This window comes from Ramlibacter monticola (genome assembly GCF_016722785.1).
GTDB lineage: Bacteria > Pseudomonadota > Gammaproteobacteria > Burkholderiales > Burkholderiaceae_C > Ramlibacter > Ramlibacter monticola.
The window spans coordinates 83,825-110,087 of sequence record NZ_JAEQNE010000012.1 but is presented as its reverse complement, the minus strand read 5'-3'; the positions used below and the strand labels follow the sequence as shown (position 1 = coordinate 110,087).

Genomic DNA, 26,263 nt, shown 5'->3' with positions numbered 1-26,263 from the left:
CTCGATGACGGACGGCTATGACTGCTACCAGAACGCGCTGGCCGAGAGGGTCAACGGGATCCTGAAGATGGAATACCTGCTGCAGACTCCAGCCGATCTCAAGCAAGCGAGGCGCATGGTGAGCGAGTCCGTGCGCCTGTACAACGAGAAGCGGCCACACCTATCCCTAAAATACGAAACTCCCGATGCCAGGCACCGGGCGTCTCTGGCCGCCCACCGGCGGCCGGCAACAAGTCCCGAACAGGTGTCAACCTAAAGCAGGACGGGTCACTGTTCGGCTCAGCGACATAAAGGAGGAGGCGCGGGCGCGGCGCTCACCCGGGGCGCGGGTCTCACCCGCGCCGGGGGACAGTCGCTGAGACGAACAGTCCCGGTCTGATCCGGCAAGAAGGCAGCGAGCGACGCCGAGTGGCCTTGGGCCCTCAGCCCACGACCTTCAAGCTCGGCGCGCCCCGTTCGAACATGTCCCCGAACCGGGCCCGGATCGAAGCCTCGATCCCCGCCGCATCCAGCCCCTGCAGCGCCAGCAGCCGCGCCGGGTCGCCATGCGGGGCGTACTCGTCGCGCAGGCCCAGTTGCAGCACCGGCTTGACGATGCCGGCCGCGTGGAGCGCCTCGGCCACCGCGCTGCCCGCGCCGCCCATGATCACGCCCTCTTCCACCGTGACCAGCGCATCGTGCGAGGCGGCCAGTTGCTGCAGCAGCTCGGTGTCCAGCGGCTTCACCCAGCGCATGTTGGCCACCGTCAGGTCCAGGCGCTCCGCGGCCTGCAAGGCCGGATGGAGCAAGGTGCCGAAGGCCAGCACCGCGACCTTCTGGCCCTTGCGCCGCAGTTCGCCCCGGCCGAAGGGCAGCGGGTGCAGGCCCGCTTCCACCGGGGTGCCGACGCCGGTGCCGCGCGGATAGCGCACGGCTACCGGGTGCGCCTGCTGGTAGGCCGTGGTGAGCAGCTTGCGCGTCTCGTTCTCGTCGGACGGGCAGGCGATGCTCATGTTCGGGATGCAGCGCAGGTAGGCGATGTCGTAGGCGCCCGCGTGCGTCGGGCCGTCGGCGCCGACCAGGCCGGCGCGGTCCAGCGCGAACACCACCGGCAGGTTCTGCAGCGCCACGTCGTGGATCAACTGATCGTAGGCGCGCTGCAGGAAGGTCGAATAGATCGCCACCACCGGCTTCAGGCCCTCGCAGGCGAGGCCGGCCGCGAAGGTCACCGCGTGCTGTTCGGCGATGCCGACGTCGTGGTAGCGGTCCGGGAAGCGCTGGTGGAATTCCACCATGCCGGAGCCTTCGCGCATCGCGGGCGTGATGCCCACCAGCCGGTGGTCCTGCGCCGCCATGTCGCACAGCCACTGGCCGAACACCTGGAAGAAGGCCGGCTTGGGCGGCGTGGAGGGCTTGACCAGGCCCACCGCCGGATCGAACTTGCCCGGTCCGTGGTAGGCCACCGGGTCGGCCTCGGCCAGCTTGTAGCCCTGGCCCTTCTTCGTGACCACGTGCAGGAACTGCGGGCCCCGCAGCTGCTTGATGTTCTGCAGCGTCGGGATCAGCGACTCGAGGTCGTGGCCGTCGATCGGGCCCACGTAGTTGAAGCCGAACTTCTCGAACAGCGTGGCGGGCACGACCATGCCCTTGGCGTGTTCCTCGATGCGCTTGGCCAGCTCGAACAGGGGCGGGGCCACGTGCAGCACCTTCTTGCCGATGTCCTTGGCCGCCGCGTAGAAGCGGCCGCTCATGAGCTGGGCGAAGTAGCGGTTCAGCGCGCCCACCGGCGGGCTGATCGACATGTCGTTGTCGTTCAGGATCACCAGCAGGTCGGTATCGGCCACGCCGGCGTTGTTCAGCGCCTCGAAGGCCATGCCGGCGGTCATGGCGCCGTCGCCGATCACGGCGATGCAATGGCGCTGCTCGCCCTTCTGCCGGGCGGCCACCGCCATGCCCAGCGCCGCGGAGATGCTGGTGGAGGAATGGGCCGTGCCGAAGGTGTCGTACTCGCTCTCGGCGCGTTGCGGGAAGCCGGCCAGGCCGCCCAGCTGGCGCAGCGTGGGCATGCGCTCGCGCCGGCCGGTCAGGATCTTGTGCGGATAGGTCTGGTGGCCCACGTCCCACACGATGCGGTCGTGCGGCGTGTTGTAGACGTAGTGCAGCGCGATCGTGAGTTCCACCGTGCCGAGGTTGGAGCTCAGGTGCCCGCCGGTGCGGGCGACCGATTCCAGCACGTAGGCGCGCAACTCGTCGGCCAGCGGGGCGAGCTGGGTGCGCGGCAGCCGGCGCAGGTCGGCCGGGTCGTTGATGGTTTCCAGCAGCGTAGCCATGTGTTTTGGTTTTCAGTTCTCGCGGTGTACCACCATCTCGGCCAGCGCGAGAAGGGCGCGCGTATCGGCCAGGCCGGTGGTCCGCAGCGCCGCACGCGCCTGCTCGAGCAGTTCCGAGGCGTAGGCGCGGGCGCGGGCCAGCCCCAGCAGCGAGACGTAGGTGGGCTTGTCCTGGGCGGCGTCCTTGCCGGCGGTCTTGCCCAGGGTCGCGGAGTCGGCGGTCACGTCCAGGATGTCGTCGACCACCTGGAAGGCGAGCCCCAGGGCGGCGCCGTACTCCCGCAGCCCGGCCAGCGCCTGCGCGTCGGGCTCGCCGCACGCGGCGCCCATCATCACGCTGGTCTGCAGCAGCGCGCCGGTCTTGAGGCGGTGCATGTGGCGCAGCTCGGATTCGGTGAGCGCCTTGCCGACGGCGGCCAGGTCGATCGCCTGCCCGCCGGCCATGCCCGCGTGGCCGGCGGAAAGAGCCAGCAGGCGGCACAGGCGGGCCTGGGTGTGTTCGGGGATGCGGGCGTCCGCCGGGGTCAGCAGCTCGAAGGCCAGGGCCTGCAGCGCGTCGCCGGCGAGCAGCGCGGTGGCCTCGCCGAACTGCACGTGCACCGTCGGCTTGCCGCGGCGCAGGACGTCGTTGTCCATGCACGGCATGTCGTCGTGCACCAGCGAATAGGCGTGGATCAGTTCGACCGCGCAGCCGGCTCGCAGCGCCGCCTCAGCGTTGCCGCCCACGGCCTCGCAGGCCCCCAGCACCAGCAGCGGCCGCAGCCGCTTGCCGCCATCGAGCACGGCGTAGCGCATGGCATCGCCCAGGTCGGCCGGCGCGTTGGTGGGAACCCAGGCCGACAGGGCCTGCTCCGTCCGATCGAGCCGCTCGGCCGACCAGTCCTTGAGATCGAAGGTCACGGAAAGCACCTCCGAGCTTCGCTCTCCGCTGCGAGCGCCTTCGGGCGGCCGGGCCGCGCTCACTCGCTCGCCCACGGCTTCAGCACGCCCGCATCCAGCACCTTGATCTGCTCCTCCACGGCCTGGAGCTTGTCCCGGCAGAACTTCAGCAGCTCGGCGCCGCGCTCGTATCCGGCCAGGAGTTGTTCCAGCGGGAGCTGCCCGGACTCGATGCGGCCGGTGAGCTGTTCCAGTTCCTCCATGGCCGCTTCATAACTGGCAGGGGGGGCTAGAGGGGGCTTGGACATGAATTCTTGGAGGCGAAACCCTGGATTTTAGATGGACGGGCCCCAAGTCCCCCCGGGGGGTAGAATCCCCCTGCCTTCCTGTCGCGCTTCCACGCGCGGCCCTGCCCCTTCATAGGGGGAGTCTCTAGGTCAGGTGAAATGTCTGATTTAAGTCTTCAGTTACAGCAGGCCGCAAGCCAACTCCCTGTCAGCAGTTATTTCGACGAAGCGCTCTACCAGCGCGAGTTGGAGCTCATCTGGCAGCGCGGGCCCCGTTACCTGGGGCATGAACTGCAAGTGCCCGAAATGGGCGATTACCACACGCTTTCGCACGAAGGCGAGGGGCGCGCGCTGCTGCGCACGCCGCGCGGCATCGAGGTGATCTCCAACGTCTGCCGGCACCGGCAGGCGGTGATGCTGCGCGGCCGCGGCTCGGTGCACGGCAAGCCTTCCTCGGGAGGGAACATCGTGTGCCCGCTACATCGCTGGACCTATAGCGCCGGCCAGCACTGCCAGGCCGGCACGCTGATGGGCGCGCCGCACTTCGCCACCGATCCCTGCCTGAACCTGAAGAACTACGGGTTGCAGGCCTGGAACGGGCTGATGTTCGAGAACAACGGCTTCGACGTCGGCGGCGCTCTGGCGAAGCTGGGCCCCCGGGGCGACCTCGATTTCTCCGGCTACGTGTACGACCGCACCGAACTGCACGAGGTGGACTACAACTGGAAGACCTTCATCGAGGTCTACCTGGAGGACTACCACGTGGGCCCCTTCCATCCGGGCCTGGGCAACTTCGTCACCTGCGACGACCTGCGCTGGGAGTTCGGGCGCGAGTACTCCGTGCAGACGGTGGGCCTGGCCGGCAAGCTGGGCAAGCCCGGCTCCGACGTCTACCGCAAGTGGCACGACCAGGTCCTGCGCTACCAGGACGGCACCCTGCCCCGGCACGGCGCGGTGTGGCTCACGCTGTACCCCAACGTGATGGTGGAGTGGTACCCGAACGTGCTGGTGGTCTCCACGCTGTTCCCCAAGGGCCCGCAGAAGACGGTCAACGTGGTGGAGTTCTTCTACCCCGAGGAGATCGCCGCCTTCGAGCGCGAGTTCGTCGAGGCCCAGCAGGCCGCCTACATGGAGACCTGCATCGAGGACGACGAGATCGCCCTGCGCATGGATGCCGGCCGCAAGGCGCTGATGCAGCGCGGCGACAACGAGGTCGGCCCCTACCAGAGTCCGATGGAAGACGGCATGCAGCACTTCCACGAGTGGTACCGCGATCTCATGGGGCCGAACGCACCCCGTGCCTGAGTGACGTCTCCCGCGAGCAAGGCCTGATGCAGGCCCTCTGGATGCTGGCCGCGTCGCTGTTCTTCGCGACGATGGCGGTCTGCGTGAAGTTCGCCTCGGCGTCCTTCCACGCCTCCGAGCTGGTGTTCTGGCGCGGCGTGATCGGCATGGCCGTGATGGGCCTGTGGGCGCGCTCGCAGCGCACCCCGCTCGCCACCCAGTACCCCGGCATGCACGCCTGGCGCAGCCTGGTCGGCGTGCTGTCGCTGGGGGCGTGGTTCTACGCCATCGCCGGCCTGCCGCTGGCCACCGCCATGACGCTCAACTACATGAGCAGCGTCTGGATCGCGGCCTTCCTGGTGGGCGGCACCCTCATCGCATGGAACCCGCGCTCCGGCCAGCCGCTGCCCGGCCGCCAGGGGGCGCTCGCCATGACCGTGCTGGCGGGCTTCGCCGGCGTCGTGCTGATGCTGCGGCCGACCATGGAGCAGCACCAGGTCTTCGCCGGGCTGGTGGGCCTGCTGTCGGGCCTGCTGTCGGCGTTCGCGTACCTGCAGGTGATGGCGCTCGGAAAGATCGGCGAGCCGGAGGTGCGCACGGTCTTCTACTTTGCCGTCGGCTCCGCGGTGGCCGGCGCCGCCGGCATGGTCGCGGGCGGCATGTCCCCCTGGAACTGGGGCTCGGCCCTGTGGCTGCTGCCGATCGGCCTGTTCGCTTCGCTGGGCCAGTGGTGCATGACGCGCGCCTACAGCCACGGCGCCACGCTGGTGGTGGCCAACCTGCAGTACTCCGGCATCGTGTTCGGCGCGCTCTACAGCCTGCTGCTGTTCGGCGACCGGATCCCGCTGGCGGGCTGGGGCGGCATCGCGCTGATCCTGGGCAGCGGAATCGCCGCGACCGTGCTGCGGGCGCGGGCGGCGCCCGATGCGCCGGCCGAAGAACACTGAAGCAGAATATACGGATGCACACCACCCTCATCTCCGCCGAGCAGCTTCGCGACCTCATGGGCGCCCGGGCCCGCCTGATGGTGTTCGACTGCAGCTTCGACCTGATGGACCACGCGGCCGGGGAGAAGCAGTACCTGCAGGCGCATATCCCCGGAGCGGTGTACGCGCACCTGGAGCACGCGCTGGCGGAGCCGCCGCAGCCCGACCCGAAGGGCAACCTGCTCCCACGCGCGGACGCCGCGTCGGGCGGGCGCCATCCCTTGCCCAGCCGCGAGAAGTTCGCCATGTGGCTGTCGGGCGTCGGCTTCGCCAACGACATGCAGGCGGTGGTGTACGACCGCAACGGCAACAACTACTGCGGCCGGCTCTGGTGGATGCTGAAGTGGGTCGGGCACGACGCGGTGGCGGTCCTCGACGGCGGGCTGAAGGCCTGGAGGGACGCCGGCGGCGAGCTGTGCTCCGGCGCCGAGCCCTCGCACTTCCAGACCAACTTTCTGCCGCGGCCGCCGCTGCGCACGCTGGTGACGACGGGGCAGGTCGCGCGTGCGCTGGGCGAACCGGGGCAGACGCTGATCGATGCGCGGGCCACTGCGCGCTACCGCGGCGACGTGGAGCCGCTCGACCCGGTCGCCGGCCACATTCCCGGCGCCCTCAACCGCCCCTTCGGCAGCAACCTGGGGCCCGACGGCCGCTTCAAGCCGCCGCAGGAGCTGCGGGCCGAATTCGAGCAGCTGCTCGCCGGCCGCGACCCGAAGACCGTGGTGCACCACTGCGGCAGCGGCGTGAGCGCCGTGCCGAACCTGATCGCGATGGAGCTGGCGGGCTTCGGCCCGACCGCGCTCTACGCGGGCAGCTGGAGCGAGTGGTGCCGCACGCCGGGGCTGCCGGTGGAAAAGGGCTGAGGGCCGCCCAGAAAAATGCGCCAGCCGGCGGCTGGCGCTCTCCATGATGCGAGGGGCGCGCTTCAGCGCTGCCCAACCGCGTTGCCGGGCGTGCTGTTCGTGCTGCCGTCCAGCGCGGGGCTGCCGCCCATGGCCGCCGTGCCGGCGTTCGCCTTCTTTTCCGCGTCGAGGCCGCCGTTGAGGCCTTGCCCCGGCAGCGGCTGCGGATTCGTGCCGGCCGCCGTGGTGCCGACCGTCGTGTCGGGGGCCGCATCCGGCCTGGGTTCCACCTGCTTGCCGCACGCACCCAGCGCCAGCGTGCAGGCAGCCACCAGGAGCGCAAGGGCCCCGGAGCTGCGTTCCATCGTCACTGCGTGGTCGTGGTGGCGCTCGGGGTGCTCGAGGACGAGCTCATGTCGCTGCCCGGCGTGGAAGCCGTGCCGGCGCCCATGGAGGTGCCGCTGCCGGTCGTGCCGGTCGTGGTGTCGGTGCTCGAGGGCGTGGTGGGCGCCGTGCTCGCCGTGCTGCTGGTGGTGTCGCTCGGCGGCGTGGTCGTCGACGGCGTGGTGCTGGAGGTGGTCGACTCGGTCGTGGTCGACGTCGCATCCTCGCGCTTGCTGCAGGCGGTCAGGGACAGCGCGGCGATCAGGGCCAGGGCAGCGCATTGCGTGATCGGAGATTTGATCATCAGGAAACTCCTTGAGGGGTTGTATCGAGAGAGGGTGGACAGCGTTCCCGCTGCCTGCGGCTCACTTTAGTGAGGGAGGAGGCCGGCCGTGTCGTCTCGCACTGTCGAAGGCTGTAGGACGGGGCACGGCCGCCGCGAGCCTTGTCACGGCCGTTACGCCTCAGGCACGGGGAAGGCGATGGATGGCGTCGTCCCGCAGCGCTTGGGGCGCGGCGCGTTCGCGATCGCACCGGGCGCCTGGTTCCTCCTGGAGTCCCACTCTAGGAAGGCGGCTGCGGTGCGGTGTGTCGGTGCGCACGGGGCACCGGTGTAGGAAGGGGCATGATGTCAGGCCCGCGGACGGGCCGCACGCAGCGCCTTCTCGTAGGCGGCCATCAAGGGCGTCACGGATACGCCGTGGACCGCGATGGACGTCACCACGACTGCCAGGGTGAGCGCGATGAGGCGCTGCGCCAGCGCCGGGTCCAGCCCGTGGTTCACCGCGAAGGTCAGGTAGTACAGCGAGCCCACGCCGCGGATCCCGAACCAGCCGATCAACCAGCGCTGCCCGCGCGACACCGGCGAGCCCGCCAGGCCCAGCCGCACCGACACGGGCCGGATCCCCAGCAGCAGCAGGGGCACGAACCACCACGCGGCGGGGTCCCACTGCACGGCCCACAGCAAGGCGCCGATGGCGATCACGATGGCCACCTCGCCGATGCGCTCGGCCTGCTCGTTGAATCCCAGCACGGCCTGCGCCATGAAGCTCGGCGCATGCTGCGGGTCCACCGCCACCGTTTCCGCCAGCGTGCGGTCGGGGTGGATGAGCGCCTGTTCGACGGCGGACGCGCTGGCGACCGGCCCGGCCTGGCGCTGCTGCAGCCGGCGCAGGGCCACCCCGGCGGCGAACACCGCGAGGAAGCCGTAGGCATGCAGCAGCAGCGCAACGCCATACGACAGCGCGATCAGGCCGAGCGCGAGGAAATCGTCCAGCCCGACGGCCTCCTTGTGCTCGCGCCGCAGGTGCAGCACGAGCCGGCCGATGGCCATGCCGAGCAGCCAGCCGGTGCCCAGGCCCGCCCCGGTCGCCCACAGCACGTCGACGGCCAGCCAGCGCCAGCCCCACTCGCCCAGCTCGTGCAGGCCCAGCAGGCCCAGGCCCAGCATGACGAAAGGGAAGGCGGAGCCGTCGTTGAGCCCTCCCTCCCCGGTGAGCGCGAAGCGCAGCTTGTCGCGGTCGCTCGGGTCCTGCACCTGCACTTCCGACGCGAGAACGGGATCGGTGGGCGCCAGGATCGCACCCAGCAGCACGCAGGCGCCCAGCGGCAGGTCCAGCCAGAGCCATGCGCTACCTGCGATCAGGCCGACGGTGAGCACCATCGAGCCCACCGCGAGGCGCACGGGCAGCGCCCAGCGCCGGTCGCGCAGGCCGGGACTGAGCTTCAGCCCCGCGGTGAACAGCGACAGCAGCACCACGATCTCCGAAATGCGCTCCAGCACGGGCGCATGGGTGCGGGCGTCGGTGCGCAGCAGTTCGAGCCCGATCGGGCTCACCGCGATGCCGACTAGCAGGTAGAGCATGGCGGTCGACAGCGGCAGCCGCTTGAGCACGGTCGAACCGAGTGCCATCAGCACGAGCAGGAGGCCGACGATCAGGGCCCAGAGCGCGGAGTCCATGCCGGACGATTCTGGGCTAGAGAAGGTCGAGCGCGCGTCGGAACTCTTCGCGATAGAGCGGGAACTCGTGCACGTCGTCGTGCCCAGCGCCCGGCACGACGAGCAGCCGCGCCGACGGCAGCACCTGCTGCAGGCGCTGCGAGTGGCGCAGCGCGATCAGCTTGTCGGCGTCGCCGTGCACCAGCAGCACCGGGCCGGCGATGCCGGGCAGGTGGCTGCCAGTGTCCAGCGGATAGCGCAGCAGCGCGCCGGGCACCCAGGGATAGACCTCCGCCGTCAGCTCGCGCAGGCTCGAGTAGGGCGAGACCAGCACCGTGAGGTCCGGCGCCCGCCCTTCGCGCGAAAGCTGCTCCGCCAGGTCGGCGGCCAGCGCAGTGCCCAGCGATCGGCCGTAGAGGACGAGGCGCTTGCCGGGGTACTGCTGCGAGAACACGTCCCAGACGGCACGCATGTCGGTGCGCAGCTGCTGCACGTCGGAAATGGCGCCGGTGCTCTTGCCGTAGCCGCGGTAGTCGGGCATCACCAGGTCGAAGTTGGCGGCGCGGTAGAAGTCGGCGTTGCTGAACCAGCCGGCGAGATTGCCGGCGTTGCCGTGCAGGAAGAACACCACGCCCTTCGGTTCAGGCAGCTTCAGCTGCAGCACCGACAGCCGCGCGCCGGGCACTTCGACCGTGTGCTCGCGGATGTCCGGCGAGCTGGCGAGCTCGTAGTGCGCGGGCAGCGGCGCCGGGAAGAACATGAGGCTCTCCTGGCGCCACCAGAGGAAGGCGAGGAGCGTGGCGTAGACCAGGAGCACGAACAGCAGCGCGACGGAGACTGCCTTGAGCATGGCAGGAGCTTAGCCCCCCGCCAGTTCCTTCGTCATTCCCCGTGGGGATGACGAAGGGGCATCACAGCCGGTGCAGCGCCGCAGACAAGGCCTTGCGCACCGTCTCGAACCGGTGCACGTCCGAGTGCCCCGCGTCCGTCACGCGCACCAGGTGGGCGCTGCGCATGGCGCTGCACAGTTTCTCGCTGTGGTGGATCGGGATCAGTTCGTCCTTCTCGCCGTGGATCAGCATCACCGGGCCGAGCAGCTTGGCCGCGTGTTCCAGCGTATGCAGCGGATAGCGCAGCACCTGCGTCGGCACCCACGGATAGAGCTCCGCCGCCAGCGCCTTCATGCTGCTGTAGGGCGACACGAGCAGCGTCAGGTCGGGGGCCCGCCCGTCGGAGCACAGCCTCGCGGCCAAGCCCGCCGCCAGCCCGGTGCCGAGCGACTGGCCCGAGATCACGACCCGCCCGCCCTCGTACATGGGGGCCACCTGCTGCCATACGGCTTCCACGTCGGCGCGCAGCTGTTCCTCGCTCTCGATTTCTCCGGTGCTCTTGCCGAAGCCGCGATAGTCGAACATGACCACGTCGAAGTTCGCCTGCCGGAAGGCGTCGAGCTCCACGAACCACTTCTTCAGGTTGCCCGAGTTGCCGTGCAGGAAGAAGAACACGCCGCGCGGGTTCGGCAGCCGCATGTGCGCGCCCGATAGCCGCGCCCCCGGCACGTCGACGAAGAATTCGAAGGTGTCGGGATCGGTGCACACCGGTTCGTCCGGCGGCAGCTTGTCGGGTTCGAACAGCAGCCGTTCCTGGCGGAAGTAGAGCCAGCCGACGGCGCCGGCATAGACCGCGCCGATCGCCAGGAGGACGGCGGCGGAGAACATTGCGTAAACCATGTTGCCTCCCCCGCGCAGGGTCTTAGCGATGACGTTTGGCATCGGGATCGCTCGGTCCGTTGCGGTCGGACATTCCCGGGTTCGGCGAACCCAGCCGGCCCGCGTCGCTCGGGTTCTTCTCGTTCCAGCTGCGACCCGCGTCGGTCACCTTGCCGCGCGGATGGACCATGTCGGTCCCGTCGTCGAAGTCGAGTTCGCCGCCGGCCGCGGGGCGGTCGTCCGCGACGCCGTGGTCCCGCTCGTTGACGCCGGAGGGCGCCACCAGGTCGGGCTGCTCGTCGCTGGTGATGCCGATCTTGCCGGGGCCGTCGCCACGGTAGCCCTGGGTGGAAGCAGATTCGCCGGCCTTCGGCATGCCCTTGCCCTCGCCGGCCTGGGGGCGTTCCTGGTCCTTGCGCGGGATCCCGTCTCGGGGCTGTTCCTGGTTGGCCATGGCGGACTCCTTTGCTGCTGTTTTATCTGGCGGACTTTTGGCCCGCATGCCTCAAAGTGTTGGCGAACTATTCACGGCAGACCTGTCGGGTTTGCCCGGGGAGTTGCGTAGGAGGCTGGCGCGGCGGCCGGCAGGAATGGCAGGAGGCCGGCGCGCAGGAGGGGCGGACCGGGCGCGCAGGCCTTCAGCCCGCGCGGTACAGCGCCCGCAGGCGCTCGCGCTCGGCCGGCCCGAGCGCGAGGCCGTCGCGGAAATAGGCCTCGAGCGAGCCGTGGCTCCGGTCCACCTCGTCGAAGGCCGCGCGGAGGAATCCGGGCTGGACGCGCCATAGAACCATCATGGCCTCGCGCGACAGGCCCATGCGCGGTTCCCGAGGTAACACGAGTCGCTCATTGGTGAGCAGGTAGTCGTGCATGACCTCCTCGTCGCCGGCGCCCACGGCCTTCAGCAGCAGCGCGGCGGCGAAACCGGTGCGGTCCTTGCCGGCGGTGCAGTGGAACACCGTGGGTTCGTCGGACGCCAGGAGATGCGCAAAGAAGTCGGCGAATCGCGCGGTGTTGTGGCGCACGAACCCGCGATAGGTTTCCTGCATGTGGGCGGTGACCTCGTCGCCCGTGAGGCGGTGGCCGGCCGCGAGCAGGTCGGCGAGCTTCTGCACGATCGTGGGTTCGATCGGCAGGGAATGGACCGTGACGCCCGGCAGCCGGCAGGCCGCCGACGCGCGCTCCTGCACGCCGCGGAAGTCCAGCACGCGCGTCACGCCGAGCGCGACGATCTGGCGCGCATCGGCTTCGTCGAGGGCACCGAGGTGGTCGGAGCGGAACAGATTGCGCAATGCGCCGGTGGCCTCGGCGGCGCCGACCCGGCGGAAGTTGGCGGAACTGGCGAAACGCATCTTCCGATTGTCAGGGAGACCGCGGCGCCCCGAAAGGCAAATGCCCGCTTGCTCCTTGGGTCTGTGGATATCGGGGCCGCCGCCGTTTCGACTTCGCTTCGGCCACACGGTCAATCCAGGCAGGCAGGGCGTGGGGCCTGTCGGTACGCTCAGTGCTTCCGCGTAGGAATCGCCCTGCCCGCGGCTTGCTCAGCGCCAGGCGGCGCGCGCGCGGTCGCGCACCTGCATCACCGGCGCCGTGGACGGGGTCGCCGCAAGGCTGCCGGCCGGGGCATGCGGCCACGCCACCGGCTCGAAGTGCTTCGTCATCGCCTCGGTGATGAAGCGCGAGCGCCCCGCGTACACATGGCGGTCGCCGCCACCCGACTGCTGCGAGACGTAGAAGCGCTGCGGCACCAGCAGGTGCAGCTGCTCCTTCGCCCGCGTCATCGCGACGTACAGCAGCCGGCGCTCCTCCTCGATCTCCTCGGTGGTGCCGGTGGCCATGTCGCTGGGGATGCAGCCGTCGACGACGTTCAGCACGTGCACGGCCTTCCACTCCTGGCCCTTGGCGCTGTGGATCGTCGACAGGATCAGGTAGTCCTCGTCGCGCAGCGGCGGGCCGCTCTGGTCGCTGGTCACCTCGGGCGGATCGAGCGTCAGCTCGGTCAGGAAGCGCTCGCGGCTGCCGTAGCCGGCGGCCAGGCGCACCAGCTGCTCCAGGTCCAGCTTGCGCACCTGGGCGTCGTCGTGCAGGCGTTCCAGCACCGGCAGGTACCAGGCCTTGGCCAGCTCCATGTCGGCGGGCCAGGCGAGTTCCGCGTCGTCCAGCTTCGCGTACAGCGACGCGAGTTCCGTCCAGCCTTCCCGGGCCGCGGCGGGCGGCTCGAAGGACTGCAGCGCCTGCTGCGGATCGCCCGCCTCCCCCATGGCATCGAGCAGGCGGGTGGCCGTCGCCGCGCCGATGCCGGGCACGAGTTGCGCCACGCGGAAGCCGGCCATGCGGCTGCGCGGGTTCTGCGCGAAACGCAGCACCGCCATCAGGTCCTTGATGTGGGAGGCCTCCAGGAACTTGAGCCCGCCGAACTTCACGAAGGGGATGTTGCGGCGCGCCAGTTCCAGCTCCAGCGGCGCGCTGTGGTGGCTGGCGCGGAACAGCACCGCCTGCGCCTTCAGCGCGGCGCCGGCCTCGCGCTGGCGCAGCACCTGGTCGGCGACCCAGCGCGCCTGCTGCGCCTCGTCGGGGACGAGCACCAGCTGGGCGCGCTGCGACGAAGCCTTGTCGGTGAACAGGTTCTTGGCGTGCCGCTCGCGGGCGGCGGCGATCACCGCGTTGCTCGCCTCCAGGATCGGCTGCGTGCTGCGGTAGTTGCGCTCCAGCGTGACGACGCGCGCCGGCTGGGCGAAGCGGTGCGGGAAGTCCAGGATGTTGCGCACCGTGGCGCCGCGGAAGGAGTAGATGCTCTGGGCGTCGTCGCCGACGACGGTGACGCCCTGCCCCGACGGCTTCATCCCGAGCAGGATCTCGGCCTGCAGCCGGTTGGTGTCCTGGTATTCGTCGACCAGCACGTGGTCGAAGCGCGCGCCCACCTCCTGCGCCAGCGTGGGCTCGGCCATCATGTCGGCCCAGAACCCGAGCAGGTCGTCGTAGTCCAGCACGTTCTGCTGCTGCTTCGCCTCGACGTAGGCGCCGAACAGCTTCTTCAGCTCGTCCTCCCACTGCGTGCACCAGGGGTAGACCGACTGCAGCACCAGGGCCAGCGGATCGCGCGTGTTGAGCACCCGGGAGTAGATGCCGAGGCAGGTGCCCTTGAGCGGGAAGCGCTTCTTCTGGTCCGAGAAGCCGATCTCGTGCCGCACCAGGCCCATCAGGTCTTCGGCATCGCCGCGGTCGTGTATGGTGAAGTTCTCCTCCAGCCCGATGCGTGGCGCGTACTCGCGCAGCAGGCGCGCGCCGAGGGCGTGGAAGGTGCCGCTCCAGGGCAGGTTGGGCAAGGCCTGCGTACCGGGGAGCCCCAGCGCCTGCTGCAGCACGCCGCCGACGCGCCGCTCCATCTCCTGCGCCGCGCGCCGGCTGAAGGTGAGCAGCATCATGCGCTGCGGGTCGGCGCCCTGCCGGATGAGGGTGGCCACGCGATGGGCCAGGGTGTTGGTCTTCCCCGAACCGGCCCCGGCGATCACGAGCAGCGGCCGCGTGTCCCCGGCCGTGTCGCCCGTGCCGTGGGTCGCCGCTTCGCGCTGCTGCGGGTTGAGGGAGGCGAGCGGGTCGGGGTACGGCGTGTCCATGGCGGCTGTATATTAATCCAGTGATCCCGCACCCCATCCTGGTCGGCACCGCTTCCTGGACCGACAAGACGCTGGTCGCCTGCGGCCGCTTCTATCCGCCCTCCTGCAGGACCGCCGAACAGCGCCTGCGCTTCTACGCGCAGGAATTCCCGCTGGTGGAGGTGGATACGAGCTACTACGCGATGCCGCTGCCGCAGACCGCGCAGGCCTGGGCCGAGCGCACGCCGCCCGGCTTCGTCTTCCACGTGAAGGCCTTCCGGCTCTTCACCGGCCACCCGGCGCTGCCCACCACCTTTCCCCGCGACCTGCAGAAGGCGCTGCCGGCGGGCCTGGGGCGCACCGTCTCCTACGAGCAGCTGCCGGCGGAGTTGCGCGACGAGCTGTGGCGCCGCTTCATCGCCGCGCTCGCACCGCTGCGCGCCGCGGGCAAGCTGGGCGCGGTGCACTTCCAGTTCGCGCCCTGGCTGCTGCGCAACCGCGCGAGCATCGCGCACGTGGAGCACTGCGCGGAAAAGATGGCGGGGCACCTCGTCGCCGCGGAATTCCGCCACGGCACCTGGTTCCACGGCGAGCACCTGGAGCAGACGATCGAATGGGAGCGCCGCCTGGGGCTGGTGCACACGGTGGTCGATTCGCCGCAGGGTTTCGCCAACTGCGTGCCCTGCGTCTGGGACGAGGACCAGGGCCAGGCGAACGCGCGCCTGCTGCGCGACGTGCTGCGGGTAAACGACCGGTAAAAGAGCGGTCGGCGCCGGCCCGGCCGTCGGCAGCCGCTAGACTTCGGACCGCGGTTTCCCTGTTTCCTGGAGTTCCCCCATGCGTCTGCTTTCCTCCGTGCTGGCCCTGGGCCTCGCCCTCGCCGCCGCCGCGGCGCTGGGGCAGACCAAGCCCTCGCCGCGCTTTTCCGAGCCCTCGCTGCTGCCGGCCGTGCCGGCGCTCGTGCCCGCGCCGCAGCGGCCCGCGGCCGCGCCGCCGAAGAGCGAGCACGCCGACCTGGAGAAGGCCGGCCAGACCGCCGCGCATGCCTGGCTGGTGCTGCTGGATCGCAAGGACTGGGGCACCGCATGGGACGCCTCCAGCCAGGTGTTCCGCCAGTCGGTGCCGCTGCCCGCCTGGATGGACAACATCCCCAAGCTGCGCGACCCGTTCGGCGCCTTCGTCGAGCGGGAGCCGGTGGAGGCCGCGTACCGCAAGACGCTGCCCGGCCGCCCCGAGGGCGACTACGTGACCGTGGTGTTCACCAGCCGCTTCGCCGGCAAGGAGCAGGTGCAGGAAACGGTGACCACCGTGCGCGAGCCGGACGGCCGCTGGCGCGTCACCGGCTACACCGCGCGCTGAGGCTTCAGCGAGGCATTCGGCAGCGCCTTGCCGGCCTTGGCGAAGTGCAGGCGCAGGGTGGGCAGCTGCCGCTCCACCCAGGCCTTGAGCACCGGATCCTCGGCGTCGTGGCCGACCCGCTCGTAGTTGGCGATGTCGTCCTGGTACGACTTGATCACGACCTCGTCGACGTAGAGCCGGTCGAACTTCGCGCCACTGAGCTTCGCGAGCTGCTTGAGCACCTTGCCGTGGTGGCTGGTCGCCAGCGGCATCGCCATGCCGCGCGCGTGCAGCAGGCGCAGGAGTTCGGGCTGCGCCGTCTGCTGGCGCGCCAGCAGGCTGTTGGCGAGGTCCTTGACCGCGGGATTGTTGGAGCGCGCGAGGGCCAGGTGCGAGCCCTCGGCCTCGAAGCGCATGTTGGCCGCGCTGATCTGCAGGAAGCGGCGCTCCAGCCGCTGCGGCGGCGCGAGCGGCTTGGCGTCGGCCACGGCCGAGGCCGCGTACGCGGCTGCGACGGCCGTGTTGGCCCTCGCAGCCCAGGACAGCGCCGCCAGCGCGGCCGCCACCCCCATCCGGATCAACGTTCTCCTGCGCATTCCCGGTCTTTCGTCGCGTCACGCGCGAAGGACCGGGATGTTACCGCTTGTTCGCGCCCATCGCTGCCGCATTCTTCCCGGATTGCGGCAGTTTTTCCGCCGCGGCCAGGTGGTCGCGCAGCGTGGGCAGCGTCTTGTCGACAAAGGCCTTCAGCTCGGGGTCCTTCACGTCCTTGCGGGCCTTCTCGAACATCTTGATGTCCTTCTCGTGCGCCTTGAGGCCCACCTTGCGCACGAACTCGCGGTCGAACTCCTCGCCGTTCTTCTTGCCCAGCTTCTCGATCTCGCGCCGCAGCGAACGCCTGGGCGCGGCCGGCAGCTCGACGCCGCGGGCATTGGCGAGCTGGACCAGCTCGTTGTTGGCTGCCGTGTGCTGGTCCACCAGCATGCTGGCGAAGCTCTTGACGTTGCCGTCGTTGGCCTTGGCCGCCGCCAGCTGCGCGATCTGCACCTCGAACATGCCGTTGCCGACCGCCGCTTCGATGAACTTGCGGTCGCCGCGCGCGAGCTGCTGGCTCTGCACGGGCAGGTTGCGGGTGCCGGCGCCGGGCTGCGCCACCGGGGCGGACTGGCCGCCGGTGGCGGAGGTGCCGGTGCCGGGGGTCTGCGCCTGCGCGGCGCCCAGGGCGAAGGCCAGCGCGGCGAGCGCGGTCGCGGCGAGAAGTCGGGTCGGTTTCATGTCGGTGCTCCCTGTCTGTTGGCTGTGAATCCGGTGCTGCCAAAAAAGCGGCGCCGCATCGGCGGCGCCGCTGAGGCTGCTTCGGCTTTCAGGCGATCACTTGCGGGTGCTGCCGGACCCGCTGCTGCCGGTCGTCGAGCTCGAGCCGCTGGTGCCGGTCGAGCCGCCGGTGCCACTGCTGCCGCTCGAACCGGTGCTGCCGCCCGAGCTGCCTGACGTCCCGGAGCTGCCCGAGGTGCCGCTGCCGCCGCTCATGCTGCTGCCCGAGGTGCCGCTGCCACCGCTCATGCTGCTGCCCGAGCTGCCCATGCCGCCGCCGCCGTGCAGGCTGCTCGAGCCGCTCTGGCCGGTGGAGCCGTAGCCGCCGGAGCTGCCGCTGCCGCCCGACAGGCCGCCGGAGCCGGACGGGTTGTTCTGGACCTGGCCGCCGCTGCGGCTGTTGCGCCAGCTGGTGAACTCGTCGCTGAACTTGCGATAACGCTCCTGCCGCCAGGACTGGTAGTCGTTGTCGAGGTTGCGGATCTGCTCCTCGCGCCACTGGTGGTACTCGGGATCGTGGTGCTGGCCGTGGCTGCCCTGGCTGCCATAGCCGCCCTGGCCGCCGTAGCTGCCGCCCTGGCCGTAGCTGCCACCCTGGCCGTAGCCCTGGCTGCCACCTTGGCCGTACCCTTGGCTGCCGCCATAGCTGCCCTGGCCATAGCTGCTCTGGTTGCCCATGCCGCCGCCGAAGCTGCCCTGGCTGCTGCCGTAGCCGCCGCCCTGCCCGCCACCGTACTGGCCGCTGCCATGAGCCTGGCTACCGTAGCTCTGGCTGCCGCCATGGCTGCCCTGGCCCATGCCACCGCCGTAGCTGCCATGCCCCTGGCTTCCCTGCGTGCTGCCGTAGCCGCCGCTCGGGCCGAAGCCCTGGCCGCCGCCGTAGCCGCCGCCCGACTGGCCATAGGTGCCGCTGCCCATCTGGCCATAGCTGCTCTGGTTGCCCATGCCGCCGCCCATCTGGCCGTAGCTGCTGCCTCCCATGCCGCCGCCCTGGCCGTAGCCGCCTTGCAGGCCGCCGCCCTGGCCGCCGCTCCAGCTGCCCTGCTGGCCGCCGTAGCGACCCCAGTCGCTCTGGCCGGACTGGCCGCCCCAGTTGCCCGGGTTGCCCTGGTTGCCACCGCCATAGCCGTAACCGGCCCCGCCACTGCCGTAGCCGGACTGGCCGCCCTGGCCGTAGCTGCCCGCGCCGCCGCCCAGGCCGGACGACTGCATGCCGCCCGCGCCCCGGCCGCCGCCGAATTCGCTGCCTTCGCTCCGGCCCCAGCCGCCGCCCTGCTGGCCGCCGCCCTGCTGGCCGCCGCCCTGCTGGCCACCGCCGTAGTCCGACGAGCCGCGGCCGTAGCCGTGGCTCTCGCCACCGTAGCCGCCGTAGCCCGAGGACTGCTGCGATCCGAATTCGGAACCGGAACGCTGGCCGCCATAGCCGCCCTGCGAGGAGCCCTGTGAGCCCTGCGATCCCTGCGATCCCTGCGAGCCATAGCTGCCCTGCTGCCCGCCCCAGCTGCCGCGCGACTCGCCGCCACCGCCGCCGTAGCCCTGGCCGCGATCCTGCTGCTGCTGGTCGCTGCTGCCCCAGCGGCCCTGGCGGTCGCGGTCTTCGTAGTCACGAGATGCCATCTCATTCTCTCCTTTTCGATGTCGATCCGATGCGTGACGAAGGACTGCCCGGCCTGTACCACGGAAGGGTTCACGTCCTCCATCAACAGGGCAGATTAGGACTGCGGCGCACAGCGACCTGTCGGACAACGTCCGCAGGAATGTAGGACTGCCGGTCCGTGCGGAAACGAACGGCTGCGAGCTTCACCTGCACTTTGCACGGCGCGTCGCTGCGCTTGACACGGCGGGTGCAGGATGGGTGGGTCATCCCGAAGGAGTACACAATGGGAATCACGACTCGCACCGTCACGATCGCGGCCGCGCTGGCGGCGACCGCCGCCCTTTTCGCCGCCCCCGCGCACGCGGGTGGCTCGGTCCACCTTTCGATCGGCGTGCCGCTGGGTTATTCGCAGCCCTACGCGTACGACCCGTACGTCTATAACCAGCCCGCGTACGTCTACAACCAGCCGGCGTATGTCTATTCGCAGCCAAGGTACGTGTATTCGCAGCCCAGCTACGTGTACACGCAGCCGAGCTACATCTACTACGACAACGGGCATGGCCGCCACTACGGCCACCACCGGGGCTGGCGCAACGACCGCGATGGCGACGGCGTGCCGAACCGCTTCGACCGCCGGCCGAACGATCCCTACCGTCGCTGAGCCGGGCTGAGGCTCAGTGGGCGTGCGCGAGCAGGCTCACCAGCGACACCAGGCCGATCCCTACCAGCAGCCACACGATCTGGGCGACCGTCTCGCGGGCGCCCAGCCGTCGTTGCAGTTGCGGGATCAGGTCGGCCAGCGCCACGTAGATGAAGCTGCTGCTGGCGACCACCAGGAAGAACGGCAGGTACACCACCAGGCGGTCGACCAGCCACCAGCCCACCAGGCCGCCTAGCGGCGTCACCGCACCGGCGAGCGACACCTTCACCAGGGCCGCGCGCCGGCTGCCGCTGGTCTGCCGCAGCACGGCGAGGTCGCCGATGTGGTGCGGCACCTCGTGCGCCAGCACCGCCAGCGCGGCCACCACGCCCAGCCGCAGGTCCGCCGCGAAGGCGGACGCGATCAGGATGCCGTCGCCGAAGCAGTGCACGCTGTCGCCGGTGAGCACGGCCCAGCCGCCCGAGCGCACGGCCGGCTCGGCCAGTTGCGGCCGCGGGTGCGCGGGCTGCCGCGAATGCCCGTGCGCGTGGGCATGCGCGACGTGGGTGTTCTCGTGGCCAGGCCCCTCGTCCTCCGGGTGGTGGTGCTCGTGGCCGTGGTGCCACAGCTCCGCCTTGTCCAGCAGGAAGAAGAACACCAGCCCCACCAGCAGCGTGCCGAACAGGGCCTGCGCGTCGTGGCCGCTTTCCAGCGCCTCGGGCAGCAGGTGCATGAAGGCGGTCGCCATCAGGGCGCCGGCGGCCAGGCTCAGGAGGTGCTGCTCGCCCGTCCCGCGCTCCGGGCCGGTGCCGGGCAGCCAGCCGAGGCGCATGAGCGCGGCGGCAAGCCAGACGCTGCCGATGCCGGCAGCCAGCGTGGCGAAGAGGATGGCGATCAGGTTCACATGAAAAGCCGCCCCTCGGGGCGGCTGCGGGCGAGGTCGTTGTTGTTGGGGCTTCAGGCCACGCCGTGCGTCTTGAACCAGTCCAGCGCCCGCTTCCATCCGTCGTCGGCCGCCGCCTGCCGGTAGCTGGGGCGGTAGTCGGCGTGGAAGCCGTGCGGCGCCTGCGGATAAACGACGATCTGCGAGGCCTTGGCGGCCGGGGAACCGGCAGCCAGCGCAGTCTTCATCTTATCAACCGTGTCCAGGGGGATGCCCGTGTCGGCTTCGCCGTAGAGACCCAGCACCGGCGCCTTGAGGCTGGCGGCGAGGTCCACCGGGTTGCGCGGCGTGAGTTCCGACGGCGTGCCGACCAGGCGGCCGTACCAGGCCACGCCGGCCTTCACCGGCGCGTGCGCGGCATACAGCCAGGTGATGCGCCCGCCCCAGCAGAAGCCGGTCACGCCGGCGCGGCCGCCATCGCCGCCGTTGGCAGCGGCCCACTTCAGGGCCCCGTCGAGGTCGCCCATCACCTGCGCGTCGGGCACCTTGGAGACGATGTCGCTCATGATCTTCGGGATCTCCGTGACCTGGCGCGGGTCCCCCTGGCGCTTGTAGAGGTCCGGCGCGATCGCCAGGTAGCCGGCGCGCGCGAAGCGGCGCGCGGTGTCGGCGATGTATTCGTGCACGCCGAAGATCTCCTGCACCACCAGGATCACGGGCAGGTTGGTCTTGCCGGCGGGCGCCGCGCGATAGGCGGGCACCTTGAAGCCGCCCACGTCGTAGCTGACCTCGCCCACGGTGAGGCCGTCGGCCGGCGTGCGGATCGCCGTCTGCGCCATCAACGGCACGGCGGCCGCCGCGTAGCCGACGCCCAGCGCCGCCTTCAGCGCGGTGCGCCGGGTGGCGCCTTCGAGGGTGGATTCGCCCGGCCGCAGCGAATCGAAATCTTTCCGGAAATCATCGCGAAGCATGGAGACTCTCCCTTGGGGGTGGAAAGGAGGCGGAGTCTAGTCAGACCCTGCACAATCCGGGTTTTCTTCACGGAGTAACCCCATGCCGACGATCCGAGTCGAGCTGTTCGAAGGCCGCACGCCCGAGCAGAAGAAGAACCTGGTGAAGGCGCTCACGCAGGCCTGCGTGGAAACGCTGGGCAGCAAGGCCGAATCGGTGGACATCCTGCTGTACGACATCCAGCCCACCGACTGGGCCACGGGCGGCGAGCTGTGGTCCGAGAAGAAGAAGCAGGGCTCGTGAGCGCCGCACGGCCGCCCGGAGGCGCGCGCCCCCGGCTGATCGTCGGCGTCAGCGGCGCCTCGGGTTCCGTCTATGGGATTCGCTTGCTGCAGATGCTGCGGCGGATGGACGTCGAAAGCCACCTGGTGCTGAGCAACTCGGCCCAGGTGACGCTGGGGCACGAGTCCGAGGTGACGGTCGATGCGCTGAAGGCGATGGCCGACTTCAGCTACGCGCAGGCGGACATCGGCGCGCGTATCGCCAGCGGGTCGTTCAAGACGCTGGGGATGGTGGTGGCGCCCTGCTCCATCAAGACGCTGTCCGAGATCGCGACCGGCGTCACGAGCTCGCTGCTCACGCGCGCGGCCGACGTGGCGCTGAAGGAGCGCCGGCGGCTGGTGCTGATGGTGCGCGAAACGCCCTTGCACCTGGGCCACCTGCGCAGCATGGCCGCCGCGACGGAAGCCGGCGCCATCGTCTACCCGCCCGTGCCGGCCTTCTACGCCAAGCCGGCCAGCCTGGAGGAAATGGTGGACCACACGCTGGGGCGCGTCCTGGACCTGTTCGGGCTGGAGTCGGAGTCGGTGCGGCGGTGGGATCCGCGGTGATTCGAGCGAAAACCTGACAGCCGAACGCAGAGGGCGCAAAGGTTACGCAGAGGACGCAGAAGAAGACATGAATTTTTAAGAAATTCGGGTTCCTTCTGCGTCCTCTGCGCATTCTCTGCGCCCTCTGCGTTCGGCTGTCAGGTTTTCGACTGCCTCAGTGCGCCTCTTCCCAGTTCGCGCCCACACCGAACTCCGCCAGCAGCGGCACGCGCAGTTCCGCGACGGCGGCCATGATCCGAGGGATCTCGCCCCGCGCCCACTCGACCTCGTCCTCCGGCACCTCGAACACCAGTTCGTCGTGCACCTGCATGATCATCTTCGTGCGGCGCTGCTCGCGCTCCAGCACCTTCTGCACCTCGATCATCGACATCTTGATCAGGTCCGCCGCCGTGCCCTGCATGGGCGCGTTGATCGCCTGGCGCTCGGCGCTGCCGCGGCGCGGGCCGTTCGGTGAGTTGATCTCCGGCAGGTAGAGGCGCCGGCCGAACACGGTCTCCACGTAGCCGCGGCTCTTGGCCGACAGGCGCGTCTCGTCCATGTACTGCTTCACGCCCGGATAGCGCTGGAAATAGCGGTCGATGTAGTTCTTCGCCGCCGCCGTCTCGATGCCCAGGTTGCGCGCCAGCCCGAAGGCGCTCATGCCGTAGATCAGGCCGAAGTTGATCACCTTCGCATAGCGGCGCTGCTCGTTCGAGACCTGGTCCGGCGCGACACCGAAGACCTCCGAGGCGGTGGCCCGGTGCACGTCCATGGACTCGCGGAAGGCGCGCAGCAGCGCCTCGTCCTCGCTGATGTGCGCCATGATCCGCAGCTCGATCTGGCTGTAGTCGGCGCTCGCGATGCGCGAGCCCGGCGCGGCGATGAAGGCCTCGCGGATGCGCCGGCCCTCCGCCGTGCGGATCGGGATGTTCTGCAGGTTGGGATCGTTGCTCGAAAGCCGACCCGTCACCGCCACCGCCTGCGCGTAGTGCGTGTGCACGCGGCCGCTGCGCGGATGCACCATCTGCGGCAGCGTGTCGGTATAGGTGCCCTTCAGCTTCGACAGGCTGCGGTGCTCCAGGATGCGCGCGGGGAGCGGATAGTCCTCGGCCAGCTTCTCCAGCACCTCTTCGTCGGTGCTGGGCGCACCGCTGGCGGTCTTCTTCACCACGGGCAGGCCCTGCTTGGTGAACAGGATCTCGCCGATCTGCTTGGGGCTGCCGAGGTTGAAGGGCTGCCCCGCGAGCTCGTGCGCCTCGCGTTCGAGCTGCATCATGCGCTGGCCCAGTTCGGTGCTCTGCTGCGCGAGCGCCCGGGCGTCGATCAGCACCCCGTTGCGCTCGACGCGGTACAGCACCTCGCTGCACTGGATCTCCAGGTCGTAGATGAAGCGCAGCTTCGAATCCTTCTCCAGCTTCGGGAACAGGGCCAGGTGCACGTCCAGCGTCTGGTCCGAGTCCTCGCAGGAGTATTCGGCCGCCTTGTCCACCGGCACCTGGTTGAAGGGGATCTGGTGCGCGCCCTTGCCGGCGATGGTCTCGTAGTCGATGCCGGAGCGGCCCAGGTGGCGCTCGGCGAGGCTCGCGAGCCCGTGCGGCTTGTGCACCTCCAGCACGTAGCTTTGCAGCATCGTGTCGTGCACGTAGCCCTGCACCTCGATGCCGTGGTTGGCGAAGGCGTGGCGGTCGAACTTGACGTGCTGCCCGAGCTTGTGCCTTTGCGGGTTCTCCAGCCAGGGCTTCAGGCGCTGCAGCACTTCGTCGCGCGGCAACTGGTCGGGCGCGCCCTGGTAGTTGTGCGCCAGCGGGATGTAACAGGCAAGACCCGGTTCGGTGCTGAAGGACAGCCCGACGATGCCCGACTTGATCTCGTCGAGCGAATCGGTCTCGGTGTCCAGCGCCACCAGCGCCGCCGACTCGATGCGCTCCAGCCAGGGCGTGAACTGCTCCCAGGTGAAGATCGTGTCGTAGTGCAGCGTGGTCGCCTGCGAGAGCCCGGAGAGGTCCGGCTCCTCGAACAGGCCGCCGGTGGGCAGGCGGGCGGCGCGTTCCTTCTGGCGCTGCTCCTTCCTGTGCTCCTCCAGCAGTTCGGGCGAGACCGCGTGTTCGTCGAGCTGGCGCGCCAGGCCCTTGAAGCCGTAGCGCTCGTAGAACTCCTTGAGCTTCTCGACCTCCTGGCCGCCGATCACGATGTCCTGCAGGTCCGGGATGCCGGGGATGTGGTCCTTCAGGTCGCAGTCGGTGCGGATCGTCAGCAGCGCGCGGCCCTTGGGCAGCCACTCGAGCGCGCGCCGCAGGTTCTCGCCCACCGCGCCCTTGACCTTGTCCGCGTTGGCGATCAGGTTGTCGAGGGAGCCCCATTCCTGCAGCAGCTTCACGGCGGTCTTGGGGCCGACCTTGTCGACGCCCGGCACGTTGTCGACCGAGTCGCCGACCAGCGACTGGTAGTCCACCATCAGCCGCGGCGGGATGCCGAACTCCGCCTCCACGCCGGCGATGTCGCGGCGCTTGTCGTTCATGGTGTCGATCACGACGACGTGCTCGTTCACCAGCTGCGACAGGTCCTTGTCGCCGCTGGAGATGATGGTCCGCACGCCGGCGCGCGTGGCCAGGCAGGCCAGCGTGCCGATCACGTCGTCGGCTTCCACGCCGGGGACGTTCAGCACCTTCCACCCGAGCAGCTGCACCACCTCGTGGATCGGCGGGATCTGCGCCCGCAGGTCGTCGGGCATCGGCGAGCGGGTCGCCTTGTACTCGGGGTAGATCTCGTCGCGGAAGGTGGCACCGGGCGCGTCGAACACGCAGGCCGCGTAGTCGGCCCGCACGTCCTTGCGCAGCTTCTGCATCATGTTGATCATGCCGCGGATCGCGCCGGTGGCCGGGCTCGTGGGATCGCCGGGCACGGCGCGCAGGTCGGGCATCGCGTGGAAGGCGCGATAGAGATAGCTGGAGCCGTCGACCAGCAGCAGCACCTTGGGTTCGGGGGTGGGGACTTCGTCCGTCTCGCTCATAGGGAAGGCATTGTGCATCGCTGGGGATCGGGCTTCGCCACCCCCCGCCGGCCTACAATGCGGCATGCGCGCGAGCCTGTTCCTCCTCGTCCTCCTCCCCGCCGGCGTGCTCGCCCAGGCGACCCTCGAGCGCGACACCGAGGTCGACCCGCGCCGGAACCAGAAGATCGAGCGCATCCACATCGAGGATGCCGGCAACAGCATCGAGGAGCTGCGCGTCGGCGGCCAGACGCAGAACGTCACGGTGCAGCCCAAGGCCAACATGCCCGCGTACGAATTGCAGCCGGACGACATGGGCCGCAGCCGCCCGTCGGAGAGCCGCGAGGGCTTCTCCGGGCGCAAGCAGCGCGTCTGGAACGTCCTGGGTTTCTAGAGATGTGCGCCCCCACGCTCCTCACTACGTGTAGTCGCCGCCTCCCGAGGGGGCTCAAGCCTCCCAGAGGCGGCTCGTCGGAGGCTTGATTTGGCAGTCTTCACCGAAGTCTCGGAAGCCGAGGCCAGCGCCCTCCTGCGCGAACTGAAGCTGGGCGAGCTGCGCGAGCTGCGCGGCATCCAGAGCGGCATCGAGAACACCAACTACTTCGTGACCGCGGAGGACATGCTCGGCGCCCGCGAATACGTGCTGACCCTGTTCGAGCGCCTCACCGCCGAACAGCTGCCGTTCTACCTGCACCTGATGAAGCACCTGGCGCAGCACGGCATCCCGGTGCCCGACCCGCAGGCGGACCGCGGCGGCGACATCCTGCTCACGGTCTGCGGCAAGCCCGCCGCGCTGGTGAACAAGCTGGCCGGCAAGCACGAACTGGCGCCGGGCCCGGACCACTGCGCCCAGGTGGGCGCGATGCTGGCCCGCATGCACCTGGCGGGGCGCGACTACAACCGCCACCAGCCTAACCTGCGCGGCCTGCCCTGGTGGAACGAGACCGTGCCGGTGGTGCTGCCCTTCCTGGAAGAACCCCAGGCCGCCCTGCTGCGCAGCGAGCTGGCCTACCAGAACCACGTGGCGGCGAGCTCGGCCTGCGCCGCCCTGCCGCGCGGGCCGGTCCACGCCGACCTGTTCCGCGACAACGTCATGTTCGAGGACGGCCGGCTCACGGGCTTCTTCGATTTCTATTTCGCCGGCGTGGACCCCTGGCTGTTCGACATCGCCGTGTGCCTCAACGATTGGGCAGTCGACCTGCCGACCGGCCGCCACGACGCCGAGCGCGCCCGCGCCTTCGTCCAGGCCTACGCGTCCGTGCGGCCGCTGTCCGCCGCCGAGCGGCAGATGCTGCCGGCCATGCTGCGGGCGGGCGCGCTGCGCTTCTGGATCTCGCGCCTGTGGGACTTCCACCTGCCGCGCGAGGCCTCCCTGCTCAAGCCGCACGATCCCACCCATTTCGAGCGGGTGCTGCGCGAACGGGTCGCGCATCCGGTCACTTCGGCCTCCCTTTGAGGCAGGCGGTCCCG

27 protein-coding genes and 1 pseudogene are annotated in these 26,263 nt (G+C 69.9%); 11 read left to right on the top strand and 17 right to left on the bottom strand.

Annotated elements, in window-relative coordinates:
* A partial coding sequence (locus tag JJ685_RS28940) for an integrase core domain-containing protein (protein WP_201677858.1) occupies nt 1-256 on the top strand: 256 nt, incomplete at its 5' end.
* A 166-nt stretch (nt 257-422) separates the two neighbouring features.
* On the opposite strand, the gene dxs is transcribed toward JJ685_RS28940, so the two are convergent.
* The 3 genes from dxs to JJ685_RS28925 are packed head-to-tail and all read right to left on the bottom strand — an operon-like array spanning nt 423 to nt 3,496.
* Complete coding sequence (gene dxs, locus JJ685_RS28935; protein ID WP_201677857.1) at nt 423-2,309, bottom strand: 1-deoxy-D-xylulose-5-phosphate synthase; 1,887 nt, start codon at nt 2,307-2,309, stop codon at nt 423-425.
* Nucleotides 2,310-2,321: 12 nt separating this feature from the next.
* Complete coding sequence (locus tag JJ685_RS28930) at nt 2,322-3,209, bottom strand: polyprenyl synthetase family protein (RefSeq protein ID WP_201677856.1); 888 nt, start codon at nt 3,207-3,209, stop codon at nt 2,322-2,324.
* Nucleotides 3,210-3,268: 59 nt separating this feature from the next.
* Nucleotides 3,269-3,496, bottom strand: coding sequence for an exodeoxyribonuclease VII small subunit (locus JJ685_RS28925; RefSeq protein WP_201677855.1), 228 nt, complete (start codon nt 3,494-3,496; stop codon nt 3,269-3,271).
* Between the two features lie 138 nt (nt 3,497-3,634).
* Between JJ685_RS28925 and JJ685_RS28920 the strand changes: the two genes are divergently transcribed.
* Genes JJ685_RS28920 through JJ685_RS28910 form a run of 3 tightly spaced genes read left to right on the top strand, consistent with a single transcriptional unit; the run spans nt 3,635 to nt 6,608 of the window.
* Complete coding sequence (locus JJ685_RS28920) at nt 3,635-4,780, top strand: aromatic ring-hydroxylating oxygenase subunit alpha (RefSeq protein ID WP_201677854.1); 1,146 nt, start codon at nt 3,635-3,637, stop codon at nt 4,778-4,780.
* A gap of 26 nt (nt 4,781-4,806) precedes the next feature.
* Nucleotides 4,807-5,706: a DMT family transporter gene (locus JJ685_RS28915; RefSeq protein ID WP_201677853.1), complete on the top strand. Its 900-nt coding sequence runs from the start codon at nt 4,807-4,809 to the stop codon at nt 5,704-5,706.
* Nucleotides 5,707-5,720: 14 nt separating this feature from the next.
* Nucleotides 5,721-6,608 carry a sulfurtransferase gene (locus tag JJ685_RS28910; protein ID WP_201677852.1) on the top strand — a complete coding sequence of 296 codons (888 nt, stop codon included), beginning with the start codon at nt 5,721-5,723 and terminating at the stop codon, nt 6,606-6,608.
* Nucleotides 6,609-6,670: 62 nt separating this feature from the next.
* Here JJ685_RS28910 and JJ685_RS28905 read toward each other — a convergent pair whose 3' ends face one another.
* From JJ685_RS28905 to JJ685_RS28870, 8 genes are all read right to left on the bottom strand, one after another.
* A complete protein-coding gene (locus JJ685_RS28905) occupies nt 6,671-6,952 on the bottom strand; it encodes a hypothetical protein (RefSeq protein WP_201677851.1) in 282 nt (93 codons plus the stop codon).
* A 2-nt stretch (nt 6,953-6,954) separates the two neighbouring features.
* A complete protein-coding gene (locus JJ685_RS28900) occupies nt 6,955-7,275 on the bottom strand; it encodes a hypothetical protein (protein ID WP_201677850.1) in 321 nt (106 codons plus the stop codon).
* A gap of 327 nt (nt 7,276-7,602) precedes the next feature.
* Nucleotides 7,603-8,931 (bottom strand): cation:proton antiporter, encoded by a 1,329-nt coding sequence (locus JJ685_RS28895; protein ID WP_201677849.1) that lies wholly within the window; start codon nt 8,929-8,931, stop codon nt 7,603-7,605.
* Between the two features lie 16 nt (nt 8,932-8,947).
* Nucleotides 8,948-9,760 (bottom strand): alpha/beta hydrolase, encoded by an 813-nt coding sequence (locus tag JJ685_RS28890; RefSeq protein WP_201677848.1) that lies wholly within the window; start codon nt 9,758-9,760, stop codon nt 8,948-8,950.
* Between the two features lie 61 nt (nt 9,761-9,821).
* On the bottom strand, nt 9,822-10,640 hold the full coding sequence (locus JJ685_RS28885) for an alpha/beta hydrolase (RefSeq protein ID WP_201677847.1): 819 nt from the start codon (nt 10,638-10,640) through the stop codon (nt 9,822-9,824).
* 22 nt (nt 10,641-10,662) lie between these two features.
* A complete protein-coding gene (locus JJ685_RS28880) occupies nt 10,663-11,073 on the bottom strand; it encodes a hypothetical protein (protein WP_201677846.1) in 411 nt (136 codons plus the stop codon).
* A gap of 184 nt (nt 11,074-11,257) precedes the next feature.
* A complete protein-coding gene (locus JJ685_RS28875; protein ID WP_201677845.1) occupies nt 11,258-11,968 on the bottom strand; it encodes a tyrosine-protein phosphatase in 711 nt (236 codons plus the stop codon).
* 189 nt (nt 11,969-12,157) lie between these two features.
* The gene (locus JJ685_RS28870) at nt 12,158-14,233 is read right to left on the bottom strand and encodes an ATP-dependent helicase (RefSeq protein WP_201677844.1); all 2,076 of its coding nucleotides are present in this window, start codon (nt 14,231-14,233) and stop codon (nt 12,158-12,160) included.
* A 20-nt stretch (nt 14,234-14,253) separates the two neighbouring features.
* Here JJ685_RS28870 and JJ685_RS28865 point away from each other — a divergent pair, with 20 nt between their 5' ends.
* Both JJ685_RS28865 and JJ685_RS28860 read left to right on the top strand, forming a co-directional pair.
* Nucleotides 14,254-14,970, top strand: coding sequence for a DUF72 domain-containing protein (locus JJ685_RS28865; RefSeq protein ID WP_330901870.1), 717 nt, complete (start codon nt 14,254-14,256; stop codon nt 14,968-14,970).
* Between the two features lie 79 nt (nt 14,971-15,049).
* Nucleotides 15,050-15,571 carry a DUF4019 domain-containing protein gene (locus tag JJ685_RS28860; RefSeq protein WP_201677843.1) on the top strand — a complete coding sequence of 174 codons (522 nt, stop codon included), beginning with the start codon at nt 15,050-15,052 and terminating at the stop codon, nt 15,569-15,571.
* Here the strand turns inward: JJ685_RS28860 and JJ685_RS28855 are convergent.
* The 3 genes from JJ685_RS28855 to JJ685_RS28845 form a co-directional block, all read right to left on the bottom strand.
* A complete protein-coding gene (locus tag JJ685_RS28855; protein ID WP_201677842.1) occupies nt 15,556-16,146 on the bottom strand; it encodes a DUF4142 domain-containing protein in 591 nt (196 codons plus the stop codon). The two genes, JJ685_RS28860 and JJ685_RS28855, sit on opposite strands and share 16 nt — an antisense overlap.
* 40 nt (nt 16,147-16,186) lie before the next feature.
* Nucleotides 16,187-16,825, bottom strand: coding sequence for a DUF4142 domain-containing protein (locus JJ685_RS28850; protein ID WP_201677841.1), 639 nt, complete (start codon nt 16,823-16,825; stop codon nt 16,187-16,189).
* A 96-nt stretch (nt 16,826-16,921) separates the two neighbouring features.
* Nucleotides 16,922-18,481 carry a hypothetical protein gene (locus JJ685_RS28845; RefSeq protein WP_201677840.1) on the bottom strand — a complete coding sequence of 520 codons (1,560 nt, stop codon included), beginning with the start codon at nt 18,479-18,481 and terminating at the stop codon, nt 16,922-16,924.
* Between the two features lie 263 nt (nt 18,482-18,744).
* On the opposite strand from JJ685_RS28845, the gene JJ685_RS28840 reads away from it, so the two are divergent.
* On the top strand, nt 18,745-19,122 hold the full coding sequence (locus tag JJ685_RS28840) for a hypothetical protein (protein WP_201677839.1): 378 nt from the start codon (nt 18,745-18,747) through the stop codon (nt 19,120-19,122).
* 13 nt (nt 19,123-19,135) lie between these two features.
* On the opposite strand, the gene JJ685_RS28835 is transcribed toward JJ685_RS28840, so the two are convergent.
* Nucleotides 19,136-20,005, bottom strand: a complete 870-nt coding sequence (locus JJ685_RS28835) for a ZIP family metal transporter (protein ID WP_201677838.1) — start codon at nt 20,003-20,005, stop codon at nt 19,136-19,138.
* 53 nt (nt 20,006-20,058) lie between these two features.
* A complete protein-coding gene (locus JJ685_RS28830; protein WP_201677837.1) occupies nt 20,059-20,955 on the bottom strand; it encodes a dienelactone hydrolase family protein in 897 nt (298 codons plus the stop codon).
* Nucleotides 20,956-21,034: 79 nt separating this feature from the next.
* Between JJ685_RS28830 and JJ685_RS28825 the strand changes: the two are divergent.
* Nucleotides 21,035-21,238, top strand: a pseudogene (locus JJ685_RS28825) (4-oxalocrotonate tautomerase); the annotation flags it as partial.
* Complete coding sequence (locus tag JJ685_RS28820; RefSeq protein ID WP_330901869.1) at nt 21,235-21,825, top strand: UbiX family flavin prenyltransferase; 591 nt, start codon at nt 21,235-21,237, stop codon at nt 21,823-21,825. The pseudogene JJ685_RS28825 and the gene JJ685_RS28820, both read left to right, overlap by 4 nt.
* A gap of 154 nt (nt 21,826-21,979) precedes the next feature.
* Here the strand turns inward: JJ685_RS28820 and polA are convergent, their stop codons facing one another.
* A complete protein-coding gene (gene polA / locus JJ685_RS28815; protein WP_201677835.1) occupies nt 21,980-24,814 on the bottom strand; it encodes a DNA polymerase I in 2,835 nt (944 codons plus the stop codon).
* Between the two features lie 64 nt (nt 24,815-24,878).
* On the opposite strand from polA, the gene JJ685_RS28810 reads away from it, so the two are divergent.
* Both JJ685_RS28810 and JJ685_RS28805 read left to right on the top strand, forming a co-directional pair.
* A complete protein-coding gene (locus JJ685_RS28810; RefSeq protein WP_201677834.1) occupies nt 24,879-25,187 on the top strand; it encodes a hypothetical protein in 309 nt (102 codons plus the stop codon).
* Between the two features lie 90 nt (nt 25,188-25,277).
* Nucleotides 25,278-26,249, top strand: a complete 972-nt coding sequence (locus JJ685_RS28805; protein WP_201677833.1) for a homoserine kinase — start codon at nt 25,278-25,280, stop codon at nt 26,247-26,249.
* Nucleotides 26,250-26,263: the final 14 nt, after the last annotated feature.